This window comes from Bifidobacterium sp., assembly GCF_050874245.1.
Taxonomy (GTDB): Bacteria; Actinomycetota; Actinomycetes; order Actinomycetales; family Bifidobacteriaceae; genus Bifidobacterium.
The window spans coordinates 1-22,547 of the sequence record NZ_JBNMKH010000034.1; the positions used below are offsets into that span (position 1 = coordinate 1).

At 61.9% G+C, this 22,547-nt stretch carries 13 protein-coding genes; 12 read left to right on the forward strand and 1 reads right to left on the reverse strand.

The window, feature by feature from the left end:
- Positions 1-76: 76 nt before the first annotated feature.
- The 4 genes from ACR0P8_RS05275 (at position 77) to araA (ending at position 5,690) form a co-directional block, all read left to right on the forward strand.
- The gene (locus ACR0P8_RS05275; protein WP_432624124.1) at positions 77-1,195 is read left to right on the forward strand and encodes a LacI family DNA-binding transcriptional regulator; all 1,119 of its coding nucleotides are present in this window, start codon (positions 77-79) and stop codon (positions 1,193-1,195) included.
- A 308-nt stretch (positions 1,196-1,503) separates the two neighbouring features.
- On the forward strand, positions 1,504-3,126 hold the full coding sequence (locus ACR0P8_RS05280) for a xylulokinase (RefSeq protein ID WP_432624125.1): 1,623 nt from the start codon (positions 1,504-1,506) through the stop codon (positions 3,124-3,126).
- Positions 3,127-3,169: 43 nt separating this feature from the next.
- The gene (locus ACR0P8_RS05285; protein ID WP_432624126.1) at positions 3,170-3,862 is read left to right on the forward strand and encodes an L-ribulose-5-phosphate 4-epimerase; all 693 of its coding nucleotides are present in this window, start codon (positions 3,170-3,172) and stop codon (positions 3,860-3,862) included.
- Between the two features lie 313 nt (positions 3,863-4,175).
- The gene (araA, locus tag ACR0P8_RS05290; protein ID WP_432624127.1) at positions 4,176-5,690 is read left to right on the forward strand and encodes an L-arabinose isomerase; all 1,515 of its coding nucleotides are present in this window, start codon (positions 4,176-4,178) and stop codon (positions 5,688-5,690) included.
- A 448-nt stretch (positions 5,691-6,138) separates the two neighbouring features.
- On the opposite strand, the gene ACR0P8_RS05295 is transcribed toward araA, so the two are convergent.
- Entirely contained in the window at positions 6,139-7,962 is a 1,824-nt protein-coding gene (locus tag ACR0P8_RS05295) for an AMP-dependent synthetase/ligase (protein ID WP_432624128.1), read from the reverse strand.
- Positions 7,963-8,609: 647 nt separating this feature from the next.
- On the opposite strand from ACR0P8_RS05295, the gene ACR0P8_RS05300 reads away from it, so the two are divergent.
- From ACR0P8_RS05300 to ACR0P8_RS05335, 8 genes are all read left to right on the forward strand, one after another.
- Complete coding sequence (locus ACR0P8_RS05300; protein WP_432624129.1) at positions 8,610-12,479, forward strand: ATP-binding cassette domain-containing protein; 3,870 nt, start codon at positions 8,610-8,612, stop codon at positions 12,477-12,479.
- A 341-nt stretch (positions 12,480-12,820) separates the two neighbouring features.
- Positions 12,821-13,696 carry a pyridoxal 5'-phosphate synthase lyase subunit PdxS gene (pdxS, locus tag ACR0P8_RS05305; RefSeq protein ID WP_298046922.1) on the forward strand — a complete coding sequence of 292 codons (876 nt, stop codon included), beginning with the start codon at positions 12,821-12,823 and terminating at the stop codon, positions 13,694-13,696.
- Between the two features lie 164 nt (positions 13,697-13,860).
- Positions 13,861-14,439, forward strand: coding sequence for a pyridoxal 5'-phosphate synthase glutaminase subunit PdxT (gene pdxT / locus ACR0P8_RS05310; protein WP_432624135.1), 579 nt, complete (start codon positions 13,861-13,863; stop codon positions 14,437-14,439).
- Between the two features lie 638 nt (positions 14,440-15,077).
- The gene (locus ACR0P8_RS05315; protein ID WP_432624130.1) at positions 15,078-16,436 is read left to right on the forward strand and encodes an ABC transporter substrate-binding protein; all 1,359 of its coding nucleotides are present in this window, start codon (positions 15,078-15,080) and stop codon (positions 16,434-16,436) included.
- 175 nt (positions 16,437-16,611) lie between these two features.
- Positions 16,612-17,544 (forward strand): carbohydrate ABC transporter permease, encoded by a 933-nt coding sequence (locus ACR0P8_RS05320; RefSeq protein WP_432624131.1) that lies wholly within the window; start codon positions 16,612-16,614, stop codon positions 17,542-17,544.
- 88 nt (positions 17,545-17,632) lie between these two features.
- Positions 17,633-18,607: a carbohydrate ABC transporter permease gene (locus tag ACR0P8_RS05325; RefSeq protein WP_432624132.1), complete on the forward strand. Its 975-nt coding sequence runs from the start codon at positions 17,633-17,635 to the stop codon at positions 18,605-18,607.
- 49 nt (positions 18,608-18,656) lie between these two features.
- Positions 18,657-20,789: a beta-galactosidase gene (locus tag ACR0P8_RS05330; protein ID WP_432624133.1), complete on the forward strand. Its 2,133-nt coding sequence runs from the start codon at positions 18,657-18,659 to the stop codon at positions 20,787-20,789.
- Between the two features lie 43 nt (positions 20,790-20,832).
- Positions 20,833-21,906 carry a LacI family DNA-binding transcriptional regulator gene (locus ACR0P8_RS05335; RefSeq protein ID WP_432624134.1) on the forward strand — a complete coding sequence of 358 codons (1,074 nt, stop codon included), beginning with the start codon at positions 20,833-20,835 and terminating at the stop codon, positions 21,904-21,906.
- The last annotated feature ends 641 nt before the right edge of the window (positions 21,907-22,547 follow it).

The window sequence follows — 22,547 nt, forward strand, 5'->3', positions numbered from 1 at the left end:
AGACCGTTAGCGCTAACTAAAGTTGCGTGTACAATAGGCGAACGTACCAACAATTGTGTGCGAAAGGCGATGGGGCATGGCAGGCAAACGCAATGCGGGCAATAAGCGTCCTTCGATGTTCGAAGTGGCGAAACTGGCTGGCGTGAGCCACCAGACGGTCTCCCGCGTCATCAACCATTCTCCGGACGTCTCCGACGCCACCCGCGAAAAAGTACGGAAGGCGATCGACGAACTCGGATACCGCCCCAGCAACTCCGCCCGCGCGCTCGCCTCGCACCGTTCCCGCACCATCGGTCTGATCGCAGGCGGCCAACATTTCTATGGTCCGATCTCCGCCATCTCCTCGATCGAGACGATGGCCCGACAGCACGGCCTGTTCATGACGGTGAGCATGGTTCACGAGGCGCTGTGCTCGCAGGAGGAATTCGACGACCTGTGCCGCACTTTCGACGAGATGAACGTCGACGCGTTCATCTTCCTCACGCCGACTGATGTCATGTTCTCCGCTGCGTGCCGCACGCAGGTCGCGTCGCCGCGCGTGATTGTCACTTCCACGCACGGCTGCATCGGCGTGCAGGACGGCCTGCGATTGATGAAGCCCGCCGATCGTCGCCGCGTGTCCGTCGTCGGCATGGACCAGTGGTCCGCGATGTCCGACGTGATGCGGCTCGTCGTGGGATATGGCCACCGTTCGGTGCTGTATTTCGCCGGCCCCAAGGAATGGCGTGACGCGTCGACGCGTCTGCTGGCGTGGAACAAATTGTGCGCGGCCAACTCGGTCAGTTCGGTGACGGTGCAGTGCGAGACTTGGGAATCCTCCGAAGCATACGGCAAGATGAACCATATCCTCGACAACATCGGCCGTATCGGCGGCAGTCTGCCGACCTGCGTGATTTGCGCCAACGACAGCCAGGCCGTGGGCGTGGCCCGCGCACTGCACGAGCATGGCGTGCGCATTCCGCAGGATGTGAGCCTGGTGGGCTTCGACGACATGCCCGCCATGGACAACATGTTCCCGCCGCTGACCACGGTCCGTCCCGATTTCGAGCAGCTGGGTGTCGCCGCCATGCGCGAGGCGCTGTACCTGCTGGGGGAGGGGGAGGAGAACTCCTTCGGCTCGTCGCAGCATGGCGTCGGACTGGTATCGGCGCAGATGGTCAGCCGCAGTTCCCTTGGGCCAGTGCGTCGCCGTTGAGACGCCGTTTCCGGCTTTTCGCTTTTCTTTTGTGATTTCGTTTCCGGGTTATTCTTCGGATTCTGTCGATTCCTTTGATTTCTTCGATGCGTCGTCATCTGAGCGCGCGCTGATGACGACGTAGTGTTCGGGTATTTCCTGTATCCGCGACGACGCGTTCTTGTTATCCGATGACCTGCATTGTCCGATGACACGTCGATTTGGCACGTCGTGGGATTGCGTTTACAATAGTGAGCGTTAACAGTGAGCGCTAACATTCAGTTGACAGAGTGGTTGCGAAGCGCTCGGACGCAAGGAGTTCGTGAACTATGACGCAAGAGCAGGTCGCATTGACCGCCGAGAAGATCCGCGCAGGCAAGACGAGCCTGGGCATCGAGTTCGGCTCCACCCGAATCAAGGCGGTGCTCATCGATGATGAATACCGCACCATCGCGGCGGGCGACTACGAATGGGCCAGCCACCTCGAGGGTGGGCTGTGGAGCTACACCCAGGAGGAGATCTGGAAGGGCCTGCAGACCGCATACGCCCGCATGGCCGGTGACGTCGAGACCGCCTACGGCGAGAAACTCACCCATATCGGCCACATCGGCTTCTCCGCCATGATGCACGGCTACCTCGCCTTCGACAAGGACGGCGAACTGCTCGTGCCGTTCCGCACCTGGCAGAACACCAACACCCACGAGGCCCACGAGAAGCTCTCCGAACTGTTCCAATACAACATTCCGGAACGCTGGTCCGTGGCGCACCTCTACCAGGCCGTGCTCAACAAGGAGGAGCACGTCTCCAGGATCGACTACATCACCACGCTTGCCGGTTACGTGCATTGGAAGCTCACCGGCGAGAAGGTGCTCGGCGTGGGCGACGCCTCCGGCATGTTCCCCATCGACCCGGCCACCCACACCTACGAAACCGAATTCATCGAGAAATTCGACGCGATCGAGGAAGTCGCCGCGCAGCCGTGGAAGCTTGAGAATCTGTTGCCGCGTCCGCTCGTGGCAGGCACCCCGGCCGGCGCGCTCACCGCCGAAGGCGCCAAGCTGCTCGACCCGACCGGCACCCTCCAGCCGGGCGTCGTCCTCGCCCCGCCGGAAGGTGACGCGGGCACCGGCATGGTCGCCACCAACTCCGTGCGCGTGCGCACCGGCAACGTCTCCGCCGGCACCTCCATCTTCGCGATGGTCGTGCTCGAGCACAAGCTGGCCCGCCTGCATCCGGAAGTGGATCTCGTCACCACTCCGGCAGGCGATCTGGCCGGCATGAGCCACGCCAACAACTTCACCTCCGACCTCAACGCCTGGGTCGGTCTGTTCGGACAGTTCGCGGCCGCGATCGGAGCCCCCGTCGATACGGGCAACCTGTACGGCACGCTGTTTCGCGCCGCGATCGCGGACGACGTCGATGCAGACTGCGGTGGTCTGCTCAACTACCCGTTCCGCTCCGGTGAATTCCTGGCCGGCCTGCCGGAAGGCCGCCCGCTGTTCGCCCGCAGCCCCGAAGCCCGTATGAGCCTCGGCAACTTCATGCGCGCCCAGCTGTTCAGCGCGTTCTCGCCGGTCAAGATCGGCATGGACGTCATGACCAAGGACGAAGGCGTCGCGGTTGATTCGCTCGTCGGCCACGGCGGCATCTTCACCACGCCGAAGGTCGCGCAGAAGATCCTCGCCGCCGCTTTCGACACCCCGATCAAGGTCATGGCCACCGCCGCCGAAGGCGGAGCGTGGGGCATGGCCGTGCTCGCCGACTACCTGTGGCACGCCGACCAGCCGCTCGCCGACTATCTCGACGAACGCGTGTTCGCCGACGCCGCCTCCACCACGGAATCGCCGGACGCCGACGACGTGGCCGGCTTCGAAGCGTTCTTCGACCGCTTCCGCAAGGGACTGCCGATCGAACACGCCGCCATCGAAAGCATTCCGCTGGAAACCAAATAAACGTCCATCGCAACAACAGCAAGCCTGACGAAAGGAACACAATATGGCAACGTTGGCTGATTACGGTCCGGAAGTACGAGCCGAAGTCAAGCAGGTGCGCGAGGTCGTCGCCACCCTGCACGAGCAGCTCATCAAGTGGAACCTGGTGGTATGGACCGCGGGCAACGTCTCGCAGCGCCTGCACACCGCCGACCTGATGGTCATCAAGCCCTCCGGCCTGCGCTACGAATACCTCACCCCGAGCTCCATGGTCGTGTGCGACCTCGACGGCAACGTGGTCGACGGCGCCGAAGCCCCCAGCTCCGACACCGCATCCCACGCCTACATCTACCGCCACATGCCCGACGTGTACGGTGTGGTGCACACCCACTCCACCTACGCCACCGCCTGGGCGGCCACCGGCCAGAACATCCCGTGCGGCCTGACCATGATGGGCGACGAGTTCGGCGGCCCGGTGCCGGTCGGTCCGTTCCGTCTCATCGGCTCCGAAGCCATCGGCGAAGGCGTGGTCGAAACCCTGAAGAAGTATCCGAAGTCCCCGGCCGTGCTCATGCAGAACCATGGCCCGTTCACCATCGGCAAGGACGCGGAGGCCGCCGTCAAGGCCGCCGCCATGACCGAAGAGGTGGCGCACACCATGTGGGCCGCCAAGCAGCTCGGCGACATCATCCCGATTTCCCAGAAGGATATCGACAGTCTGAACGACCGCTACACCAACGTCTACGGCCAACACTGACACGACGGAGCGTCCGCTGCGTTGCTCCGAGCTCGACGTACCTTTGTACGCCTTCGCTCGGTGCGCCTTGCGGACGCACACGTCGCGTCAGCGCTGCGCACTGACGTAGCGGAAAACTGAAAAAACGATGTTTTGCACCCAGCCAGGTGGGGTCCGGATGTGCTGTTTAAGACCGTAAAGACTTGGCCTGAGCGGCCCGGAGCGTGTCGCAGACAGCACATCCGGACCCCACCGGACGGTGCACGATCACAATAATCACGATCGCAATAATCGAAACTTGACAAACCCAACAACGAAGTAAGGAACAATCAACATGGCAATGGAAAACCCATTCGAAGGCAAGGAAATCTGGTTCGGTGTCGGCTCTCAGGACCTGTACGGCGAGGAAGCGCTGCGCCAGGTGGCCCAGCAGACCGGCGAGATCGTCGACTTCCTGAACAACACCGGCAAGATCCCCGCCAAGATCGTGCTCAAGCCGACCCTGAAGTCCTCCGACGGCGTCAAGGCCTTCATGACCGAAGCCTCCGCCAACCCGAACGTCATCGGCGTGATCACCTGGTGCCACACCTTCTCCCCGGCCAAGATGTGGATCCGCGGCCTCGAAGTGCTGACCAAGCCGCTGCTGCAGCTGGCCACCCAGCACCACAAGGAGATTCCGTGGGAGACCATCGACATGGACTTCATGAACCTGAACCAGGCCGCACACGGCGACCGTGAGTTCGGCTACATCGTCTCCCGCCTGGGCATCCCGCGCAAGATCGTCGTCGGCCACTACACCGATCCGGAAGTCGCCGAGAAGGTCGGCACCTGGGCACGCGCCTGCGCCGGCTGGGACGCCTCCCAGAACATGAAGGTCATGCGTTGGGGCGACAACATGCGCAACGTCGCCGTCACCGAAGGCGACAAGACCGAGGCTGAGCGCGTGTTCGGCGCCTCCATCAACACCTGGGCCGTCAACGAGCTCGTCGCCGCATACGACAAGGTCAAGGACGATCAGGTCAAGGACATCATCGAGGACTACAAGGCCAAGTACGACGTGGCCCCCGAGCTGCTCGACTCCCGCTACGATGAGCTGTTCATCGCGGCTAAGGAGGAAGCGGCCATGGTCAACATGATGCGCGAGAACGGCTGCACCGCCGGCGTCGACAACTTCGAGGACCTGGGCGCTCTGCCGCAGCTGCCGGGCGTCGGCCCGCAGCGCTTCCCGTCCGAGTACGGCTGGGGCTTCTCCGCCGAAGGCGACTGGAAGACCTCCGTGCTGGTGCGCATCGGCGCTGTGATGGGCTACGGCCTTGAGGGTGGCGCCTCCCTGATGGAGGACTATTCCTACAACTTCGTGCCGGGCAACGAGCTCGACATGGGCTCCCACATGCTGGAGGTCTCCCCGGCCATCGGCACCATCGAGAAGCCGAAGCTGGCCATCTATCCGCTGGGCATCGGCGGCAAGTCCGACCCGGTCCGCCTGGTGTTCTCCGGCAAGCCGACCGACGCCGTCGTGGTCTCCATGGCCGACGAACGCGAACGCTTCCGCCTGCTCATGGACGAGGTCACCGTCGTCGAGCCGCAGGGCTCCCTGAAGAGCCTGCCGTGCGCACGCGCCGTGTGGAAGCCGAAGCCGGACCTGAAGACCGCCGTGCAGTGCTGGCTCACCGCCGGCGGCTCCCACCACACCTGCATGACCACCTCCGTCGGCCGTGAGGCTTGGGAGGACTTCGCCCGCATCGCCGGCGTGGAACTCGCCGTCATCGACGAGAACACCAACGCCCGCCAGTTCGAGAAGGAACTGGAGATCAGCGAGATGTACCACCGTCTCAACAACCGCCACTGATGCGGCGGCGCGCTGATCGCGCGCACTAGGGCATGACGAAGGGCCGGCGCCGAGAATATTCTCGGTGCCGGCCCTTCGTGTGTTTTCATGCATTCAATTGGGTCGATTCGGATTCTTGCTGTTGGGTTGGCTTGTCGGGTTGGTGGGTCTGGGAAAGTCTGCCCGCTTCCGCAGACTGGCTCAACCTGCCGAAACCAAGTCCCAAATGTGTCACGATTCCGATTTTCGGGCTTTATTTTGAATCGTGACACATTTTGCGCTATAGAAATACCCCCTAACCATCATTTCCTGAATGAAAATTGCGATTAGGGGGTATTTGTCGATTGCCAAATGTGTCACGATTCGATTTTTTGCCCGAAAATTTGAATCGTGACACATTCAGCGGCGTTCAGCGGCATTCAACGACGTGTGATGACGGCGTATACGGTGGAGGGGCAAAATGCCGCAATCAGCGCTTGCCGGCGTATAGCTGCTGGTCGATCACGTCGGCGAACACGCGGTTCACGGCCGGGCGCACCACCTTCAGGGAAGGCGTCAGGCACTTGTTCTCCTGCGTGAACTGCGTGTCGAGCACCACGAACTTGCGTACGGATTCGGCGCGCGACACCGTCGCGTTCGCCTTGTCGACGTACTTCTGGATTTCGTCGTGCACCGCGGCGGTGGTCGCCACGCGGTCGAGCGGCGTGTCCGCGGACAGTCCCACGGAAGGCAGCCATGCCTCCAATCCCTCCGGATCGAGCGTGATCAGCGCGCCGATGAACGGACGGTTGTCGCCCACCACCACGGCGTGCTCCACAATCGGGCACTTCGCAATCTCCTGCTCCATCGGAATCGGGGAGACGTTCTTGCCGCCGGCGGTGATGATGATGTCCTTCTTGCGTCCCGTGATCGTGATGCGGCCCTCGTCGTCAATCGAAGCCAGATCGCCGGTCCTGAGCCAACCGTCCTCGGTGAACACCTCCGCCGTCTTTTCCGGCAGATTATGGTAGCCCACGAACACGTTCGGTCCCTTGACCTGCAGCTCGCCGTCGTCCGCGATGCGCACGGACGATCCCGGCGCAGGCTGGCCGACGGTGCCGATCACATTGTCGTCGGCGCGGGTGGCGGCGAACGGCGCCGCCGTCTCCGTCATGCCGTAGCCCTGGATCATCGGTAGGCCGATGCCGTTGAAGAAATGCGCGAGCGACACGTCGAGCGGAGCGCCGCCGCACGCCACGAAGCGGATTTTCGGACCGAGCGCGCCGCGCACGGTGCGGTATACGGAAGCCTCGTACGACAGATGCTGGGCGGTCTGCTTCACCGTCGGCTTCTCTCCGGCCTGCTCCATGCGCGACCATTCGCGCGCCGCATCGGCGGCCTTGTAGAACAGGCGTCCCTTCCAGCCCATGCCCGCCTTGCGGGAGGCCGCGTTGTAGACCTTCTCGAACACGCGCGGCACGCCCAGCAGGTACGTCGGTTCGAAGGAGCGCACGTCCGGCAGCAACGTCTTGGTATCCGGCAGATAGCCGACCACGCCGTCGTCGGAGGCGATTGACGCGTACTGGATGAAACGTGCGAAGCAGTGGGCGAGCGGCAGGAACAGCAGCAGACGCGGATGGTCGTCGGTGATCATCTGATGCAGCGCCAGGCTTGCGGCGCGCGTGACCGACACGAAGTTGCGGTGTGACAGTTCGGCGCCCTTCGGAGCGCCCGTGGAGCCGGACGTGTACACGATGGTGGCCAGGTCGTCGGCGCGTACCGACGCGACGCGCGCCTGAAGCTCCTCGTCGGACACGGTGACGCCGAGGCCTTCCAACGCGCCCATGGCATTGGAGTCGAGCATCAGGATGTGCTTGAGGGACGGGCAATGGTCGATCACGGAATCGAGACGGTCGAAGCGCACGCGGTCGTCGGCGATGGCGAGCTTCACGCTGGAATCGTTGAGGATGCGCTCGGCCTGCGCCGCCGAATCGGTGTCGTAGATCGGCACGTTGACCGCTCCGATCGCGGCCAACGCGAAGTCGAGCACGCCCCACTCGTAGCGGGTGGAGGAGAAGATGGTGACGGCGTCGCCCTTGCCGATGCCGAACGCGATGAGACCTTTGGCCGCGGAGACCACGTTCCTGTGGAATTCGCCGGTCGTCACCTCGGCCCACTGTCCGGGAGCGGTCTTGCGTTCCGCGATAACGGTGTCCTCGCCGGTGCGCGCGATGCGCTCGGTGAGCAGTGAATAGATCGATTCGTCGTCGCATACCTCGACGGATTCGCCCGGGGTCGTGTACTCGGTGAGCATGAAGTGTTCTCTTTTCTTGCGATTGCTGCGATTGGTGACGATTGCGCGCCGCTTCGCTCCGCGTTGCCGTCACGTGCCTCGCACATCCTAAGTTACGGTGACGTAAGTCCGCATTGTAAGAAACGACAAGAAATATTCCGAGGGGTTTGTATGAAATGACAAATCGGGTGTAACCGTCAAATCCGATGGATTCTGGTGCATGGTTGTACCTGTTCGGAAAAAGGTTTGACGTGGCTGCCGGACGCGTCGCCGACCGCATGGGAAACAGGGTGCGACCGGGGCTGGAAACGGCGGAAAATCAGGCAAAACAAGTCGAGATGATGTTGCGGGCGCCGGCGTTTCCCGTGTACACTCGGCACTGACGCAACTCTTACCCCTTGCGTCAAGGCTGTTTGCTCAACGGCGAACATTCAGCCACCTACTTTTCGCCGTTGCCTTCGGTCCGCGCCGTGATTCCACCGCTATCCGCGATTCTTCGCAAACGCCGTTGTCTTTCGTCTGCTCGCCCGATACGCTTGGAACGATGCGCTGAAACGATCGCGCGGGCATGCTTCGCCCGCGGCGGATGTTCGCTCCGGATACGGTGGAGGCCGGTTCGGACGGAAGTCTTCGGCCGCGGTCGATCCAATCACGATGAAAGGGACGGAATGTTCGACAAAAGGCTGTTTTCCCTGGCTGACGGCGTCGGCCGGCTGGTCGCGGCGAAGGTCGTCTGCCAATGGCTGGGCCTGGTGGCCAACATCGCCTTCGTCGTGGCGATGGTACGCATGCTGCAACCGCTGTTCACGCCCGTCCGGCCGGCCACCGCAACGTGCCTGATGGTCGCCGTGGCCGCCGCAATCGTACGGTTCGCCGCAACCCGCGCCGCCGCGCGTTTCGGCACCGAAGCCGCCGAACGCGTCAAACTCGCCCTGCGCGGGAAACTGTTCGACAAGATGCTCGCGCTCGGCCCGTCCTACGCGCAACGCGTGCGCACCGCCGACGTGGTGCAATCCGCGGGCGAAGGCATCGAACAGATCCAAAGCTTCTTCGAACTGTTCCTGCCGCAACTGTTCTACGCCATCCTCGCGCCCATCACGCTGTTCGTGGTGCTTGCGCCGGTCGACCTGCCCACCGCGGCGACGCTGCTCGTCTGCGCGCCGCTGATCGTGCTCATCGTCGGCATGGTGGCCATGCGCGCATCCCGGGTGTTCAAAAAATACTGGGGCAAATACACGGACATGGGCTCCGCGTTCCTCGACGACCTGCAGGGCCTGGAGACGTTGAAGACCTTCGACGCGGACACCCGCGCCGCGCGCGTCATGGACGAGAAGGCAGAACGGTTCCGCGTGGCGACCATGAACGTGCTGCAGATCCAGCTGCGTTCGCTTACCGCGATGGACGCGGTCGCGTACGGCGGGGCCGCGGCCGGCATCGGCGTCGCGATATGGCGTTTCACGGCCGGCGCGATGCGGCCGTCCGGCATGCTGTTCGGCCTGATTCCGCTGGATCTGGCGCCGATCGCCGCGGTCGTGCTGACGATTCTGCTGTCCGCCGACTTCTTCATCCCATTACGGCAGCTTGGCTCGTATTTCCACGTCGCGATGAACGGCATGACGTCCACGAAACGCATCTTCGCGCTGCTGGACGCGCCCGAACCGGAACATGGCGGCGAGGAACTGCCGGAATACGGGGCTTCCGACCAAGGGACGGTCGTGGAATTCGACAACGTCTCGTATCGGTATGCGGACACGGATGCGGACAGCGCGCCGCAAGCCCGGCGCATATCCTCCCAACCGCCTTCCGGACGACAGGCCACGGACGCAGCTGGCTCCGATACGGACTCCGATGCGGATTCCGCACGCTCCAACCGTGCCGCCGACGCACGATACGCGCTGCGCGACGTATCCTTCCAAGCGCGGCCCGGTCAAGTCACCGCCATCGTCGGCCCATCCGGCTCCGGCAAATCCACGGCCGTCCGCCTGCTCGCCGGCACCCTGACCGGATACGAAGGAAACCTGGACCTCCTCGGACAATCCGCCGACGCCCAGCCGGCCCGCTTCCACATCTGCGACCTCACCGCCGCCTCCCTCACCCGCGAGATCTCCATCGTCTCCGCACGCAGCCACCTGTTCGCCGGAACCCTACGCAGCAACCTGCTCATGGCGCGTCCTGATGCGACCGACGACGAACTATGGCAGGCGCTGGAAGCCGCGCATATCGACGATTTCGTACGCGCGCAATCGCAAGGACTCGACATGCGGATCATACAGGACGGAAGCAACCTGTCCGGAGGGCAGAAGCAGCGCGTCGCGATCGCCCGCGTGCTGCTGCGCCGGTCGGCCGTCTATATTTTCGACGAAGCCACCAGCAGCGTCGACGTGGAAAGCGAAACCCTGATTCTGCGGACGATCCGCGCGCTCGCCGATGAGGGAAGGACCGTGCTGATGGTCACGCACCGCATGGCGAACGCGGCCGACGCGGACCATGTGGTCGTGTTCGACAGGGGCTCCGTCGTGGAGCAGGGCGCGCACGATGAGCTTATGGCCGTGGACGGCATGTACGCCAAGCTGTTCCGTGCGCAGGAGAACGTGGAGCGGGTGGGTCGCCGGGGGATGTCCAGCGTGTCCCGTCTGGATTGCGCGTCCCATGAAGGTCATGGGGGCCATGATGATGGGCATGATGAGGGCCGTCGTGAAACCCAGCGTGAAACCCACGCGTCCCAGGTCTCGCATGCCTCGGATTCCGCCGGTTCCACCGGCTCTGCCAATCCTGTCAATTCCACCAATTCCGTCAATTCCACCGATCCCGCCATGCCGGTATCCAAAGTCATCGCCCGGCTGCTACACGAGGTCGGCCCCCTGCGCAAGTACATGGCGATCGCCTGCGCGTGCGGTGTCACCGGGCATCTCGCAGCCACCTTCCTGCCGGTCTTCGGCGTGGCCGCCCTGTTCGCAGCCGCCGGCCACAAAGTCTGGAATCTCAACGTTCCTGTGGCAATCACGGCCATGATCGTCTGCGCGCTCATCCGAGGTGGCATGCGCTACGCCGAGCAGTACATGAACCACAACGTGGCCTTCCGGCTGCTCGCGCTGTTCCGGTCGAAGACATTCGCCGCGCTGCGCCGTCTCGCGCCCGCCAAACTGTCCGGCAAAGGCAAGGGCGACCTGATCGCGCTAGTCACCACCGACGTCGAACTGTTGGAGATCTTCTTCGCGCACACCATCTCGCCGGTCGTCATCGCTATCGTGACCACGATCGTCTACACGATCGCGCTGCTCACACTGAACCCCGCCATCGCCATCGAACTGCTGGTCGCGCATCTGGTCATCGGCATCGTGCTGCCGAAACTCTTCGCCAAGGCCGTGGGCGGGCTTGGCTCCGGCATCCGTAAGGAATCCGCACGCCTCGACGACGAGATGCTCGACAACATGCGCGGTCTGGACGAGGTCATCCGCTTCGGCCAAGGTTTCGCGCGACTTGCCGGCATCGTGGCACGTACCCGCTCGCTGTGGACGCGACGGGCGCGGCTCAGTGCCAAAAACGGCGATTTCGCAGGCTTTGGCGCGATTCTGGTCATCCTGTTCACCGCGATTGCGGCGCTGCTCGCCATCGTCACCTCCGGAGCGGCCGCGCCTCTTGTAGCCGACGGCATGATGGCCTCCGCGCAATGGACCATATCCGCCTCCGCGCCGGGTCTCGTCGCGGCATTCGTGCTACTGGCCAGCTCGTTCGGCCCGACGCTCGCCTTGAGCGCGCTGCCGGCCAACCTCACGCAGACCTTCGCCTCCGCGCGCCGCCTGTTCGCTTTGATGGACGAGGTGCCCGCTGTAGCGGAAAATGGCGATTTCTTACCGAAATATCATGGCATGTCCATGCATGACGTCATGTTCGGATACGGGGATTCCGGCGATGCTTCCGCTTCCGAGCCGATTCTCGACGGCGTTTCGCTTGACGTTCCGCAGCACGGCATCCTCGGCATTCAAGGGCCGTCCGGACGCGGCAAATCGACGTTGCTGAAGCTGCTCATGCGCTACTGGGATCCGGATTCGGGGCTGGTCACGCTGTCCGAAGTGCCGCTGCCACAGGTCGACGCGCATCATCGCCGTCGCCTGCAGACGATGATGGGGCAGGAGACGTATCTGTTCGACGGCACGATCCGCGAGAATCTGCTGATGGCGTGCGATGTGGACGATTCGTCCGCTCCGCCAGCCAGCGACGACGTGCTGCGCGCCGCCCTCGCCAAGGCTTCCGCACTTGATTTGGTCGATTCGCTTCCTCAGGGGCTTGACACCCCCGTCGGAGAGCTCGGTGGCCGGCTTTCGGAAGGCGAGAGGCAGCGCATCGGCCTGGCGCGCATCTTCCTGCGCAATGCCTCCCTGGTGCTGTTCGACGAGCCGACGAGCCGTCTCGACGCCTACAACGAATCCGTGATCCTGCAGTCGATCGACACTTTGGCGAGGCGGGGGAGCGCGGTACTGCTCGTATCGCACCGCGACTCCACCATGCGCGTCGCGGACCACGTCATACGCATGTGACTGACGGACGTGCGTTTTGTATGGCTTTCCGTGCGACACGCGCGTCCGCAATGTGGTCGTATGAAAATATGGGTCATTCACGTTTTCTATATCGCGTGCGATGGGGTGGAAAAGCGGGTGAATCGAAAGCGCCGGTCGCGGACGGGGCAAGAAAAGCGGGCGAAATCGGAGGAATGTCGACGGAATCGAAATCGCAGGAAAATGAAACAATGCTGAAAATGGGCGTGCAATTTTAGTAAAACCAACTTCTTGACGTCTCGTAATATTCAGTTCGCGTGAAATCGTAATGGAAAATCGTTAGTATCTGTGTCAAAGGCAAATCCTTCGACGAAAGGCTGGCGATGGCCAACAACAGGAACGAACTGAACAAGAATCTGGCGCAGATGCTCAAGGGCGGCGTGATCATGGACGTCACCACCCCGGAGCAGGCGAAGATCGCGCAGGACGCGGGCGCGTGCGCGGTGATGGCGCTCGAACGTATCCCGGCCGACATCCGTGCCGCCGGCGGCGTCTCCCGCATGAGCGACCCGGCCATGATCAAGGGCATCCAGGAGGCCGTGTCCATCCCGGTCATGGCCAAGGTGCGCATCGGTCACATCGCCGAAGCCCGCATCCTGCAGGCCATCGACATCGACTACATCGACGAATCCGAAGTGCTGAGCCCCGCCGACGACGTGTACCACATCGACAAGAACCAGTTCGACGTGCCGTTCGTGTGCGGCGCCAAGAATCTGGGCGAGGCCCTGCGCCGCATCGCCGAAGGCGCCTCCATGATCCGCACCAAGGGCGAGCCGGGCACCGGCGACGTCATCCAGGCCGTGCGCCACATGCGCACCATGAACAAGCAGATCCGCGAGCTCGTCTCCCTGCGCGACGACGAGGTGTACGAGGCCGCCAAGCAGCTGGCCGTGCCGTACGACCTCGCCAAGTACGTGCACGACAACGGCCGCCTGCCCGTCGTCAACTTCGCCGCCGGCGGCGTGGCCACCCCGGCCGACGCGGCCCTCATGATGGAACTCGGCGCCGAAGGTGTGTTCGTCGGCTCCGGCATCTTCAAGTCCGGCGACCCGGCCAAGCGCGCCGCCGCCATCGTGCAGGCCACTGCCAACTGGCAGGACGCCGACCTGCTCGCACGTCTGTCCGAAAACCTCGGCGAGGCCATGGTCGGCATCAACGAGGACGAGATCCAGACCATCATGGCGGCGCGCGGCGAGTGACCGGACTCGGCGAAATCGATCGACGAAACCTTTAGAACACAGGAACGGCAATGGTTGTAGCAGTCGAATACATCTCCAAAGAAGAATCCGAAGACGCGGAATCCGCCAAGCATGGCGTGACCGGCATCCTGGCGGTGCAGGGCGCATTCGCCGAACATGCGGCCATGCTCGACCGTCTTGGCGCGCCGTGGAAGCTGCTGCGTGCCGCCGAGGATTTCGACGATTCGATCGACCGGGTCATCCTGCCCGGCGGCGAAAGCACCACGCAAGGCAAGCTGCTGCGCTCGACCGGCCTGTTCGATCCGATCGCAAAGCATATCGCCGATGGCAAGCCGGTGTTCGGCACCTGCGCCGGCATGATTCTGCTGGCCCGTAAACTCGACAACGACGACAACGTCTACTTCGGCGCGCTCGACGCCGTCGTGCGCCGCAATGCGTACGGACGGCAGCTTGGTTCGTTCGCCGCCACCGCCGATTTCGGCTCGGCTTCCGGCGATTCCGCCGTCGTAGTCGCGCCGGGCGAACACGTTCCGCAGGATGGCGCGTCCGACGTCGTGCTGAAGGACTTCCCGCTCGTCTTCATCCGCGGACCGTTCGTGGACGAGGTCGGCCCCTCCGCCACCGTCGAGACGTCGGTGGACGGCAATGTGGTCGGCCTGCGCCAGGGCAAGATCCTCGCCACCGCGTTCCACCCCGAACTCACCGACGACACCCGCATCCACGAGCTGTTCCTGAGCCTGTAGTCCGTGACCTATAGCTTGGTCTGCGATTCGCGGCGCGGCTCAAACAAATAGATTTAAGTAAACATTTCGGCGGCTTCCAAGAGTTATTTTCTTGGAAGCCGCCGTTTTTTATCCGGGGACTTTCGCATATTCTCTAATCCCAACCGATACTGGGGAATTCGACGAAATATCAATCCTCCGTAATACACCGACTTATCCACATTCCACTTGGGGAAATCGCGATATGACCGTGCAGGGTAACGGTCGACGACGGGGGTATCAGGAAACGCCGGCTTATTCAACGTATTAAGCGATTCAGTAGTGGCATTTTCGCGTGGTGATTTGACACATTGGTACAGCCGTGTATCATAAAGAGTACTGGTACACGGCTGTACCAGTAAAAAGTAAAGGCCGACGAAGGCGGCCGAACTCAATGAACGCCGGGAAACGCTAGGAATGACGTTGGTGGTTACTAGCCGATGATACACCGGTGTATCAGAAGAGGGAGGAAGCTTGAGAAAGCCCAGACAAGGAAAGTCTGGAAGCCGGGAAAAACAGTCAGGAAAGGTGTCTGCCCGGCGGCTCAGGCAAGGAGCGTCCGAGCGGATGAACACATCCTGCCAACGTTTCGAAGCCGGTCGGCATCTGAAGGAGGAAACATGCGCACCACACAGAAGGCTCTCGCGGCATTGACCGCAGCTGCGACCCTCATCGGCCTGGCGGCTTGCGGAGGCGGATCCGACAATGCCAGCAAAGGCAGCACAGGAGATGCCAACAAGGCCGAGCTCGTGTTCTGGGGCTGGGATACCGGCCACACCATGACCAACCTGATCAAGGACTTCCAGAAGGTCAACCCCGGCATTACCGTGAAATTCAATAACACTGGTACCGCCTCCGACACCCAGACCGCATTGAGCAACGCCATCGCTGCAGGCAAGGGCGCTCCGGACGTGGTGATGCTTGAGGATCCGACCGTCACCCAGTTTGCTGTCACCGGTGACCTCGCCGACCTGAGCCAGTTCGGCGCCGACAAACTCGCCGACGACTTCTCCGCAGGCCCGTGGAACAAGCTGCAGTACAACAGCAAGCCGTATGCGCTGCCGATTGATTCCGGCCCTGAAATGTTCTTCTACAACGACGCGGTCTTCAAGAAGGCCGGCGTCGACGGTACCAAGATTAAGACTTGGAACGACTACTATGAGGCCGCCAAGAAGGTCAAGGCCGTCGGTTCCTACATGACCAACAACTCCGGCTCCTCCATGGAATACCAGCCCTTCACCGCGCAGGCTTGGCAGGCCGGCGCCCAGCCGTGGAAAGTCGACGGCGAGAAGATCACTATTGACATGACCAACGATGCCGGTATGAAGAAGTACATCGATTTCCAGCAGAAGCTCATCGATGAAGACCTCATCGACACCAAGACCGCCAATTGGTCCGACGATTGGAACCGTGAGCTCAACGATGGCACCATCGCTTCCCTTACCATCGGCGGCTGGATGCCGGTCAACCTCATGAACGGCGCACCGGATCAGGCTGGCAACTGGCGTGTGGCTCAGCTTCCGCAGTGGAACGAGGGCGACGAAGCCTCTGCTGAAGACGGTGGCTCCGCGCTCGCGGTGGTCAGCCAGTCCAAGCAGCAGGCCGCGGCCTACAAGTTCGTCGAATACCTGACTCACGGCAAGGGCGCGCAGACCATGGCCGATACCGGCACCTTCCCGAGCCTTAAGAGCATCCTGACCTCCAAGAGCTTCACTGACCCGAACTCTGAAGCCAACAAGAAGGTCAACGACTACTTCGGTGGTCAGAATGTCAATCAGGTTTTGTCTGAAGCAGCCCAGCGCAAGGTCTCCAAGTTCGCCTACCTGCCGTACAACCCGTTCGCGCAGTCCAGCTTCGGCGATCAGATTTCCAAGGCCTATAGCAAGAGCATCACGCTCAAGGAAGCCTTTGCCAACTATGCCAAGGCGCTTGCCGATCACGGTACCCAGCAGGGTTACACCGTCACCAACAAGAGCTGATCGAAGATAGCGCATCGTTTGCGCCAACAGCCGGCATGGCAGTTGATACGTCTGCAGACGGCGATTGGCGAGCATCGAGGAACATGCCAAGGCGGGGGCGCGCCTCGGACGGATTCCCGCCTTGGCATGTTCGTAATCCATATGAAGACAATCGTGTGAAGAAAGAAGAGCAACCATGACTCAAGCAGCAAGTGTGGCGGTGCCGTTGCACACGCCGGCCGACCAGGTGCGTGTGAATAAGCATCACGCGGACTGGCGCGGATGGAAATTCATGTGGCCGTTCGCCCTGGTGTTCGTATTCGTGTTCATCATCCCGATCATGTACGCGGTGTACATCAGCTTCTTCCAGAAAAAGATGATCGGTGGCACTCAGTTCGTGGGATTCGCGAATTATGTGCGTCTGTTCCATGACCAGCAGTTCTGGAGCGCGGTCGGCAGGGTCGCTCTGTTCACCGTGGTACAGGTGCCGATTATGTTGTTCCTCGCCGCGGCGATGGCTTTGGCATTGGACTCCATGAAACTGCACGGCACGAAGTTCTTCCGTATTTCGACGTTCCTGCCATACGCGGTACCCGCAGTCGTGTCGACCCTGATCTGGGGGTTCATGTATGGCGCGAAATACGGTCTGGTGGGCTCGTTCAACGATTTCTTCGGCGCGCACCTGGACATGCTCTCGCCGAAGGTGCTGCTCGCGTCGATCGGCAACATCGTGACATGGGAGTTCACGGGCTACAACATGCTGATTTTCTACAGCTCACTGTCCACGATCCCGCATTCGCTGTACGAGGCCGCATCGATTGACGGCGCCTCGGAGTGGCAGATCATCAAGTCCATCAAGCTGCCCGAGCTCAAGGGATCGCTCGCGATTACGGTGATCTTCTCAATCATTGGTTCGTTCCAGCTGTTCAACGAGCCGAGCATCATGCAGAACATGGTGCCGGGCAACGCGATCAGCACGTACTACACGCCGAACATGTACGCGTACAACCTGTCCTTCGCGGGCAACCAGTCGAACTATGCGGCCGCGTTGGCGATCACGATGGCGGTGATCACGATGGCGATCGCGTACGTGGTGCAGATCAACAGCATGAAGGAACAAATGAAGTGAGGTCCCTCGGGACCGCGTTTCCCGGGCGATGGCGTCCGGTGGACGCAAGGGGAAGACGAAAGGTTCTTCCGGTAAGGAGCAAAAGACTATGAGCAGCAACAACGAGCGTGAGCACGACAGGGCGGTGCGCAAGGCCGAGAAGGAACGTGCTAGGAGGGTTGCCAAAGACGAGGCCGCGGAACGCAAACGCGCCGCGAAATCCGGGTTCGCGAACGTGTCGAACCCGAGGCGCAGCAAACTGCTGACGCTGGTGTGCGCGCTGTTCGCCGTGTACTGCCTGTTCCCGTTCGTGTATCTTCTGATCAACGCGACCAAGACGCAGGCGGACTTCACGTCCACGTTCGGCCTGGGCTTCGGCCACACGTTCGCCCTGTGGGACAACATCAAGACCGTGTTCACGTATGACGGGGGCATTTTCGGACGCTGGCTGCTGAACACCATCCTGTACGTGGTCGTGGGAGCTGGTGGCGCGACCCTGCTCGCGATCCTGGGCGGGTATGGGCTCGCGAAGTTCCGTTTCCCTGGCCGCAAGGCCGTGTTCGTGGTCATCATCGGCGCGATCAGCGTGCCGGGCATCGCGCTGGCGGTCCCGCAGTTCCTGCTGTTCGCGAAACTGAACCTCACGAACACGCCGTGGGCGATGATCATCCCGTCCCTGGTGTCCACGTTCGGCCTGTACTTGATGTGGATCTTCTCGGAGCAGGCCGTGCCGACCGAGCTGCTCGAGGCCGCGCGCGTGGACGGCGCGGGCGAGATGCGTACGTTCTTCCAGGTATCCTTGCCTTTGCTTGCACCGGGTATCGTGACTACGGCGCTGTTCTCTATCGTGGCGACGTGGAACAACTACTTCCTGCCGTTGATCATGCTGAAGGACTCGAACTGGTATCCGCTCACGATCGGCTTGAACCAGTGGAAGGACCAGGCGTCCACTGCCGGCGGACAGGCGATCCAGAACCTCGTGATCACGGGCTCGCTGGTCACAATCATCCCGTTGGTGATCGCGTTCCTGTGCCTGCAGAAGTACTGGCAGTCCGGCCTTGCCGCAGGTGCAGTTAAGGAATGATTGGACTGTCTCTTCCACAAACAGGAAGTTCACAGGGAAAGAGGAGAGCATGCGACGCAACTTCGAATGGCCGAAACTGCTGACCGCGGACGGCCGTGGCATCGCCTTCGGCGGCGACTACAATCCCGACCAATGGTCCGAGGACGTCTGGGACGACGACATCCGCCTGATGAAGCAGGCCGGCGTCAACACCGTGGCCCTCGCCATCTTCAGCTGGGACCGCATCCAACCCACCGAGGATCGTTGGAATTTCGGCTGGCTCGACCGCATCATAGAAAAACTCGGCAAAGCCGGCATCGCCACCGATCTGGCCTCCGCAACGGCCACCGCGCCGCTGTGGCTGTACGAAAAGCACCCCGAAGTGCTGCCGCGCGACAAGTACGGCCATCAGGTCAACGCCGGATCTCGCCAGTCTTGGAGTCCGACCAGCCCGGTGTTCAAGGAATACGCGCTGACCCTATGCCGCAAACTCGCCGAACGCTACGGCAGCAATCCGTACGTGACCGCATGGCACATGGGCAACGAATACGGTTGGAACAACCGCGAGGACTACTCCGACAACGCGCTTGAGGCCTTCCGCGCATGGTGCCGCCGCAAGTATGGCACCATCGACGCGCTCAACCAGGCGTGGGGCACCACCTTCTGGGGTCAGGAGATGAACGACTTCGACGAAGTGCTCGTTCCGCGGTTCATGGGCGCCGACTCCATGGTCAATCCCGGACAGAAACTCGACTTCGAGCGATTCGGCAACGACATGCTCCTCGACTTCTACAAGGCCGAACGTGACGCGATCGCCGAAATCTGCCCCGACAAGCCGTTCACCACGAACTTCATGGTCTCCACCGACCAGTGCTGCATGGACTACGCCGCCTGGGCCAACGAAGTGAACTTCGTGTCCAACGACCACTACTTCCACGAAGGCGAATCCCACCTCGACGAGCTGGCATGCTCCGATGCGCTCATGGATTCGCTCGCGCTCGGCAAGCCGTGGTACGTCATGGAACACTCCACCTCGGCGGTGCAGTGGAAGCCGCTTAACACCCGTAAGCGTAAAGGCGAGACCGTGCGCGACTCTCTGGCCCACGTGGCCATGGGCGCCGACGCCATCAACTTCTTCCAGTGGCGCGCGTCCGCGTTCGGCGCCGAATCGTTCCACTCGGCCATGGTTCCGCATGCCGGCGAGGACACGAAACTGTTCCGCCAAGTGTGCGAACTGGGCGCGTCGCTGAAGACGCTCGCCGATGCAGGCGTGCAAGGCAGCGAATTGGCGCGCTCCGATACGGCGATCCTCTTCAGCGCCGAATCGGAATGGGCCACCCGTTCCCAAACCCTGCCGAGCATGAAGCTCAACCATTGGCACGACGTGCGCGACTGGTACCGCGCGTTCCTGAACGCCGGCTCGCGCGCCGACATCGTGCCGCTCGCCTACGACTGGAGCGAGTACAAGACCGTCGTGCTGCCGACCGTGCTGATTCTGAGCGCCGCCGACACCCAGCGGCTGGCCGATTTCGCCGCCGCCGGAGGACGCGTGGTGGTCGGCTACGCGACCGGTCTGATCGATGAGCACTTCCGCACCTGGCTCGGTGGATACCCGGGTGCCGGCGACGGTTTGCTGCGTGACATGCTGGGCATCCGTGGCGAGGAATTCAACATCCTCGGCGCCGAAGCCGAAGGCGAGCCAAGCGAGATCCGGCTGGCGGCCACCGACGATTCCACGGCTTCCGCATTGGACGGTGCCGCATTGGACGGTGCCGCATTGGATGGCGCCACGACTCGCCTGTGGCAGAACGACGTAAACGTCACCGGCGAACACACGCAAGTACTCGCCGCTTACTCCGGCGAGGAAGCGGACGAATGGGATCTCGACGGCACGGCCGCGATCACCCGCAATCCGTACGGTTCCGGCGAAGCGTATTTCGTCGGCTGCGACCTAGATGTGGCCGACCTGACGAAGCTGGTCGGCGCATATCTTGCGACCCCATCGCGGGACGATGCCGACGTGCTGCACACCGTGCGCTCGTCCGCCGACGCCACCTTCGACTTCTATCTGCCCCGCGGCAAGAAAACGGTCGAACTGCAGGACGTCGAAGGCGAGCCGGTCATCCTGTTCCAAGCCGAACGGGGGGAGAAGCCCGGTTCGTATGCCGTGCATCGCAACGGCGTGCTCGTGGTAAGGCGGTAAAGTCGGAAGTCGAATAACAATGACGGATGCGGTTAGGGGAGATATGGCCGAAGAAAAGCCGGACACATCTGACAGGAAACGCGTCACACTGCGTGAAGTGGCGCAAGAGGCCGGAGTCTCCCTCAAAACCGCGTCGAACGTCATCAACCATTCCGGACGCATGGCCGATGCCACGCGCGAGAAAGTGCAGGACGTCATCGACCGGCTCGGCTACCGCGTCAACGTGTCGGCCCGCAATCTCAATCGCGGCAAAACCGGCTTCATCACCCTCGCGGTGCCAAGCCTGACCGCACCATACCTGGCCGAACTGGCCAACCGGGTGATCGACGCGGCGCGCATCTACGACTACTCCGTATACATCACCACATACGCCGAAGGGTCCGCGCAGGGCGCCCGCACGCTGTTGCAAAACTTCAACACCACCGTGTCGGACGGCATGATCCTGTCCATTTCCGAGGTCGAGGACCTCGCTCCCGAAGACCTCGACGTGGACTATCCGCTGGTCTGCGTGGGCGCGCGATCCACGCACGGCAAAGCGGACCATGTCACTCCGGATGACGTGCAGGAGGCGCGCCTCGCCGCGCGATACCTGTTCGACCATGGTGCCACGAATCTCGCGGTGATCGGCTCGCGAACCGATCCGGAGCATATCTTCGACCTGCGTGACGCCGTGGAGGGCAACGCGCAGCTGCGCATGCGAGGCGTGCTCGAAGCATGCGCCGGACAAGGCGTCGAACTGGATGCGAGACTTGTGCCCGACGTCGGCCAGGATTGGGCCATCGGTTCGGGCGCGCGCACGACGCAGCGCATCGTCGACTCCGGCATCCCCTTCGACGGCATCGTGGCGTTCAACGACCAGCTTGCATTGGGCGCATTGTTCACTTTGGCGGCGAACGGCATCGCAGTGCCCGACCGGGTGCAGGTGATCGGCTTCGACAACAATGAGGAAGCCGCATACTTCCAGCCACCGCTGACCACCATGGACTCCTGCCTTGACTGGATCGCGCCAACCGCTGTCGGTCGCATCATCAACCGCATCAACGGCAGTCGCCCGCTGAAACCGGAACTCATCACCACCCAATCCTGCGTGATCGCCCGCGCCACCACCCGCGCGTGAGATTCCGTTCGCCTTCCCTTTATGACGGCGTTCCGCGCAATGCCATATCTCACCATCTGTGCTTCCGATAAGCGTGCGTGAGCCTCTGTCCGATGTCGGACCGGCTTGGGGCCTTGGCTGCCTTGCGACAACGCGCCCATCTTCCATTGTTCCGGTGTGGCTTGCGTTTGTGGTTCCGGTATGGCTTTGAGCCATTGTTTTGTGCGGTTTGTGTTGGATTCTGACTTTTGTCTGCTGGACTTCCATATGCGTCTCGATCTTTTTCTTCGGATCCGCTCGTTGCGCACATGAGCTGCTGGAGAGTTTTGTGGAATGCGTTTGGCCGCATGTGGTATGGGGGTGCCTGTTTTGTGTCACGATTCGTAAAAACGGCCAAAATTTTGGAGCGTGACACATCACTTCCCATTCGGGGGGTATGTTTTCTGGGTATTTTACTTGGAAAAAACGGTGATTTATACCCCCGTATTGCTTTTTTCAGAAGAAGAATGTGTCACGATTCGTAAAAACGGCAGATTTTTCAAATCGTGACACATCTGCGGTGGGAATTTTTCGTTCCAAAGGCTGATCCGCCTCCGATTCCCGAAATGAAAGGAATGCTGACTTGTGGTGCGGCGATACATTGCATTGCCGCACCACAACAT

What these genes read in the sequence shown, in the direction of transcription:
- pdxS (WP_298046922.1), top strand. Translation starts at nt 12,821, where the DNA reads ATGGCCAACAACAGGAACGAACTGAACAAGAATCTGGCGCAGATGCTC.
- araA (WP_432624127.1), top strand. Translation starts at nt 4,176, where the DNA reads ATGGCAATGGAAAACCCATTCGAAGGCAAGGAAATCTGGTTCGGTGTC.
- ACR0P8_RS05280 (WP_432624125.1), top strand. Translation starts at nt 1,504, where the DNA reads ATGACGCAAGAGCAGGTCGCATTGACCGCCGAGAAGATCCGCGCAGGC.
- ACR0P8_RS05335 (WP_432624134.1), top strand. Translation starts at nt 20,833, where the DNA reads ATGGCCGAAGAAAAGCCGGACACATCTGACAGGAAACGCGTCACACTG.
- ACR0P8_RS05325 (WP_432624132.1), top strand. Translation starts at nt 17,633, where the DNA reads ATGAGCAGCAACAACGAGCGTGAGCACGACAGGGCGGTGCGCAAGGCC.
- pdxT (WP_432624135.1), top strand. Translation starts at nt 13,861, where the DNA reads ATGCTCGACCGTCTTGGCGCGCCGTGGAAGCTGCTGCGTGCCGCCGAG.
- ACR0P8_RS05285 (WP_432624126.1), top strand. Translation starts at nt 3,170, where the DNA reads ATGGCAACGTTGGCTGATTACGGTCCGGAAGTACGAGCCGAAGTCAAG.
- ACR0P8_RS05315 (WP_432624130.1), top strand. Translation starts at nt 15,078, where the DNA reads ATGCGCACCACACAGAAGGCTCTCGCGGCATTGACCGCAGCTGCGACC.
- ACR0P8_RS05320 (WP_432624131.1), top strand. Translation starts at nt 16,612, where the DNA reads ATGACTCAAGCAGCAAGTGTGGCGGTGCCGTTGCACACGCCGGCCGAC.
- ACR0P8_RS05275 (WP_432624124.1), top strand. Translation starts at nt 77, where the DNA reads ATGGCAGGCAAACGCAATGCGGGCAATAAGCGTCCTTCGATGTTCGAA.
- ACR0P8_RS05295 (WP_432624128.1), bottom strand. Translation starts at nt 7,962, where the DNA reads ATGCTCACCGAGTACACGACCCCGGGCGAATCCGTCGAGGTATGCGAC.
- ACR0P8_RS05300 (WP_432624129.1), top strand. Translation starts at nt 8,610, where the DNA reads ATGTTCGACAAAAGGCTGTTTTCCCTGGCTGACGGCGTCGGCCGGCTG.
- ACR0P8_RS05330 (WP_432624133.1), top strand. Translation starts at nt 18,657, where the DNA reads ATGCGACGCAACTTCGAATGGCCGAAACTGCTGACCGCGGACGGCCGT.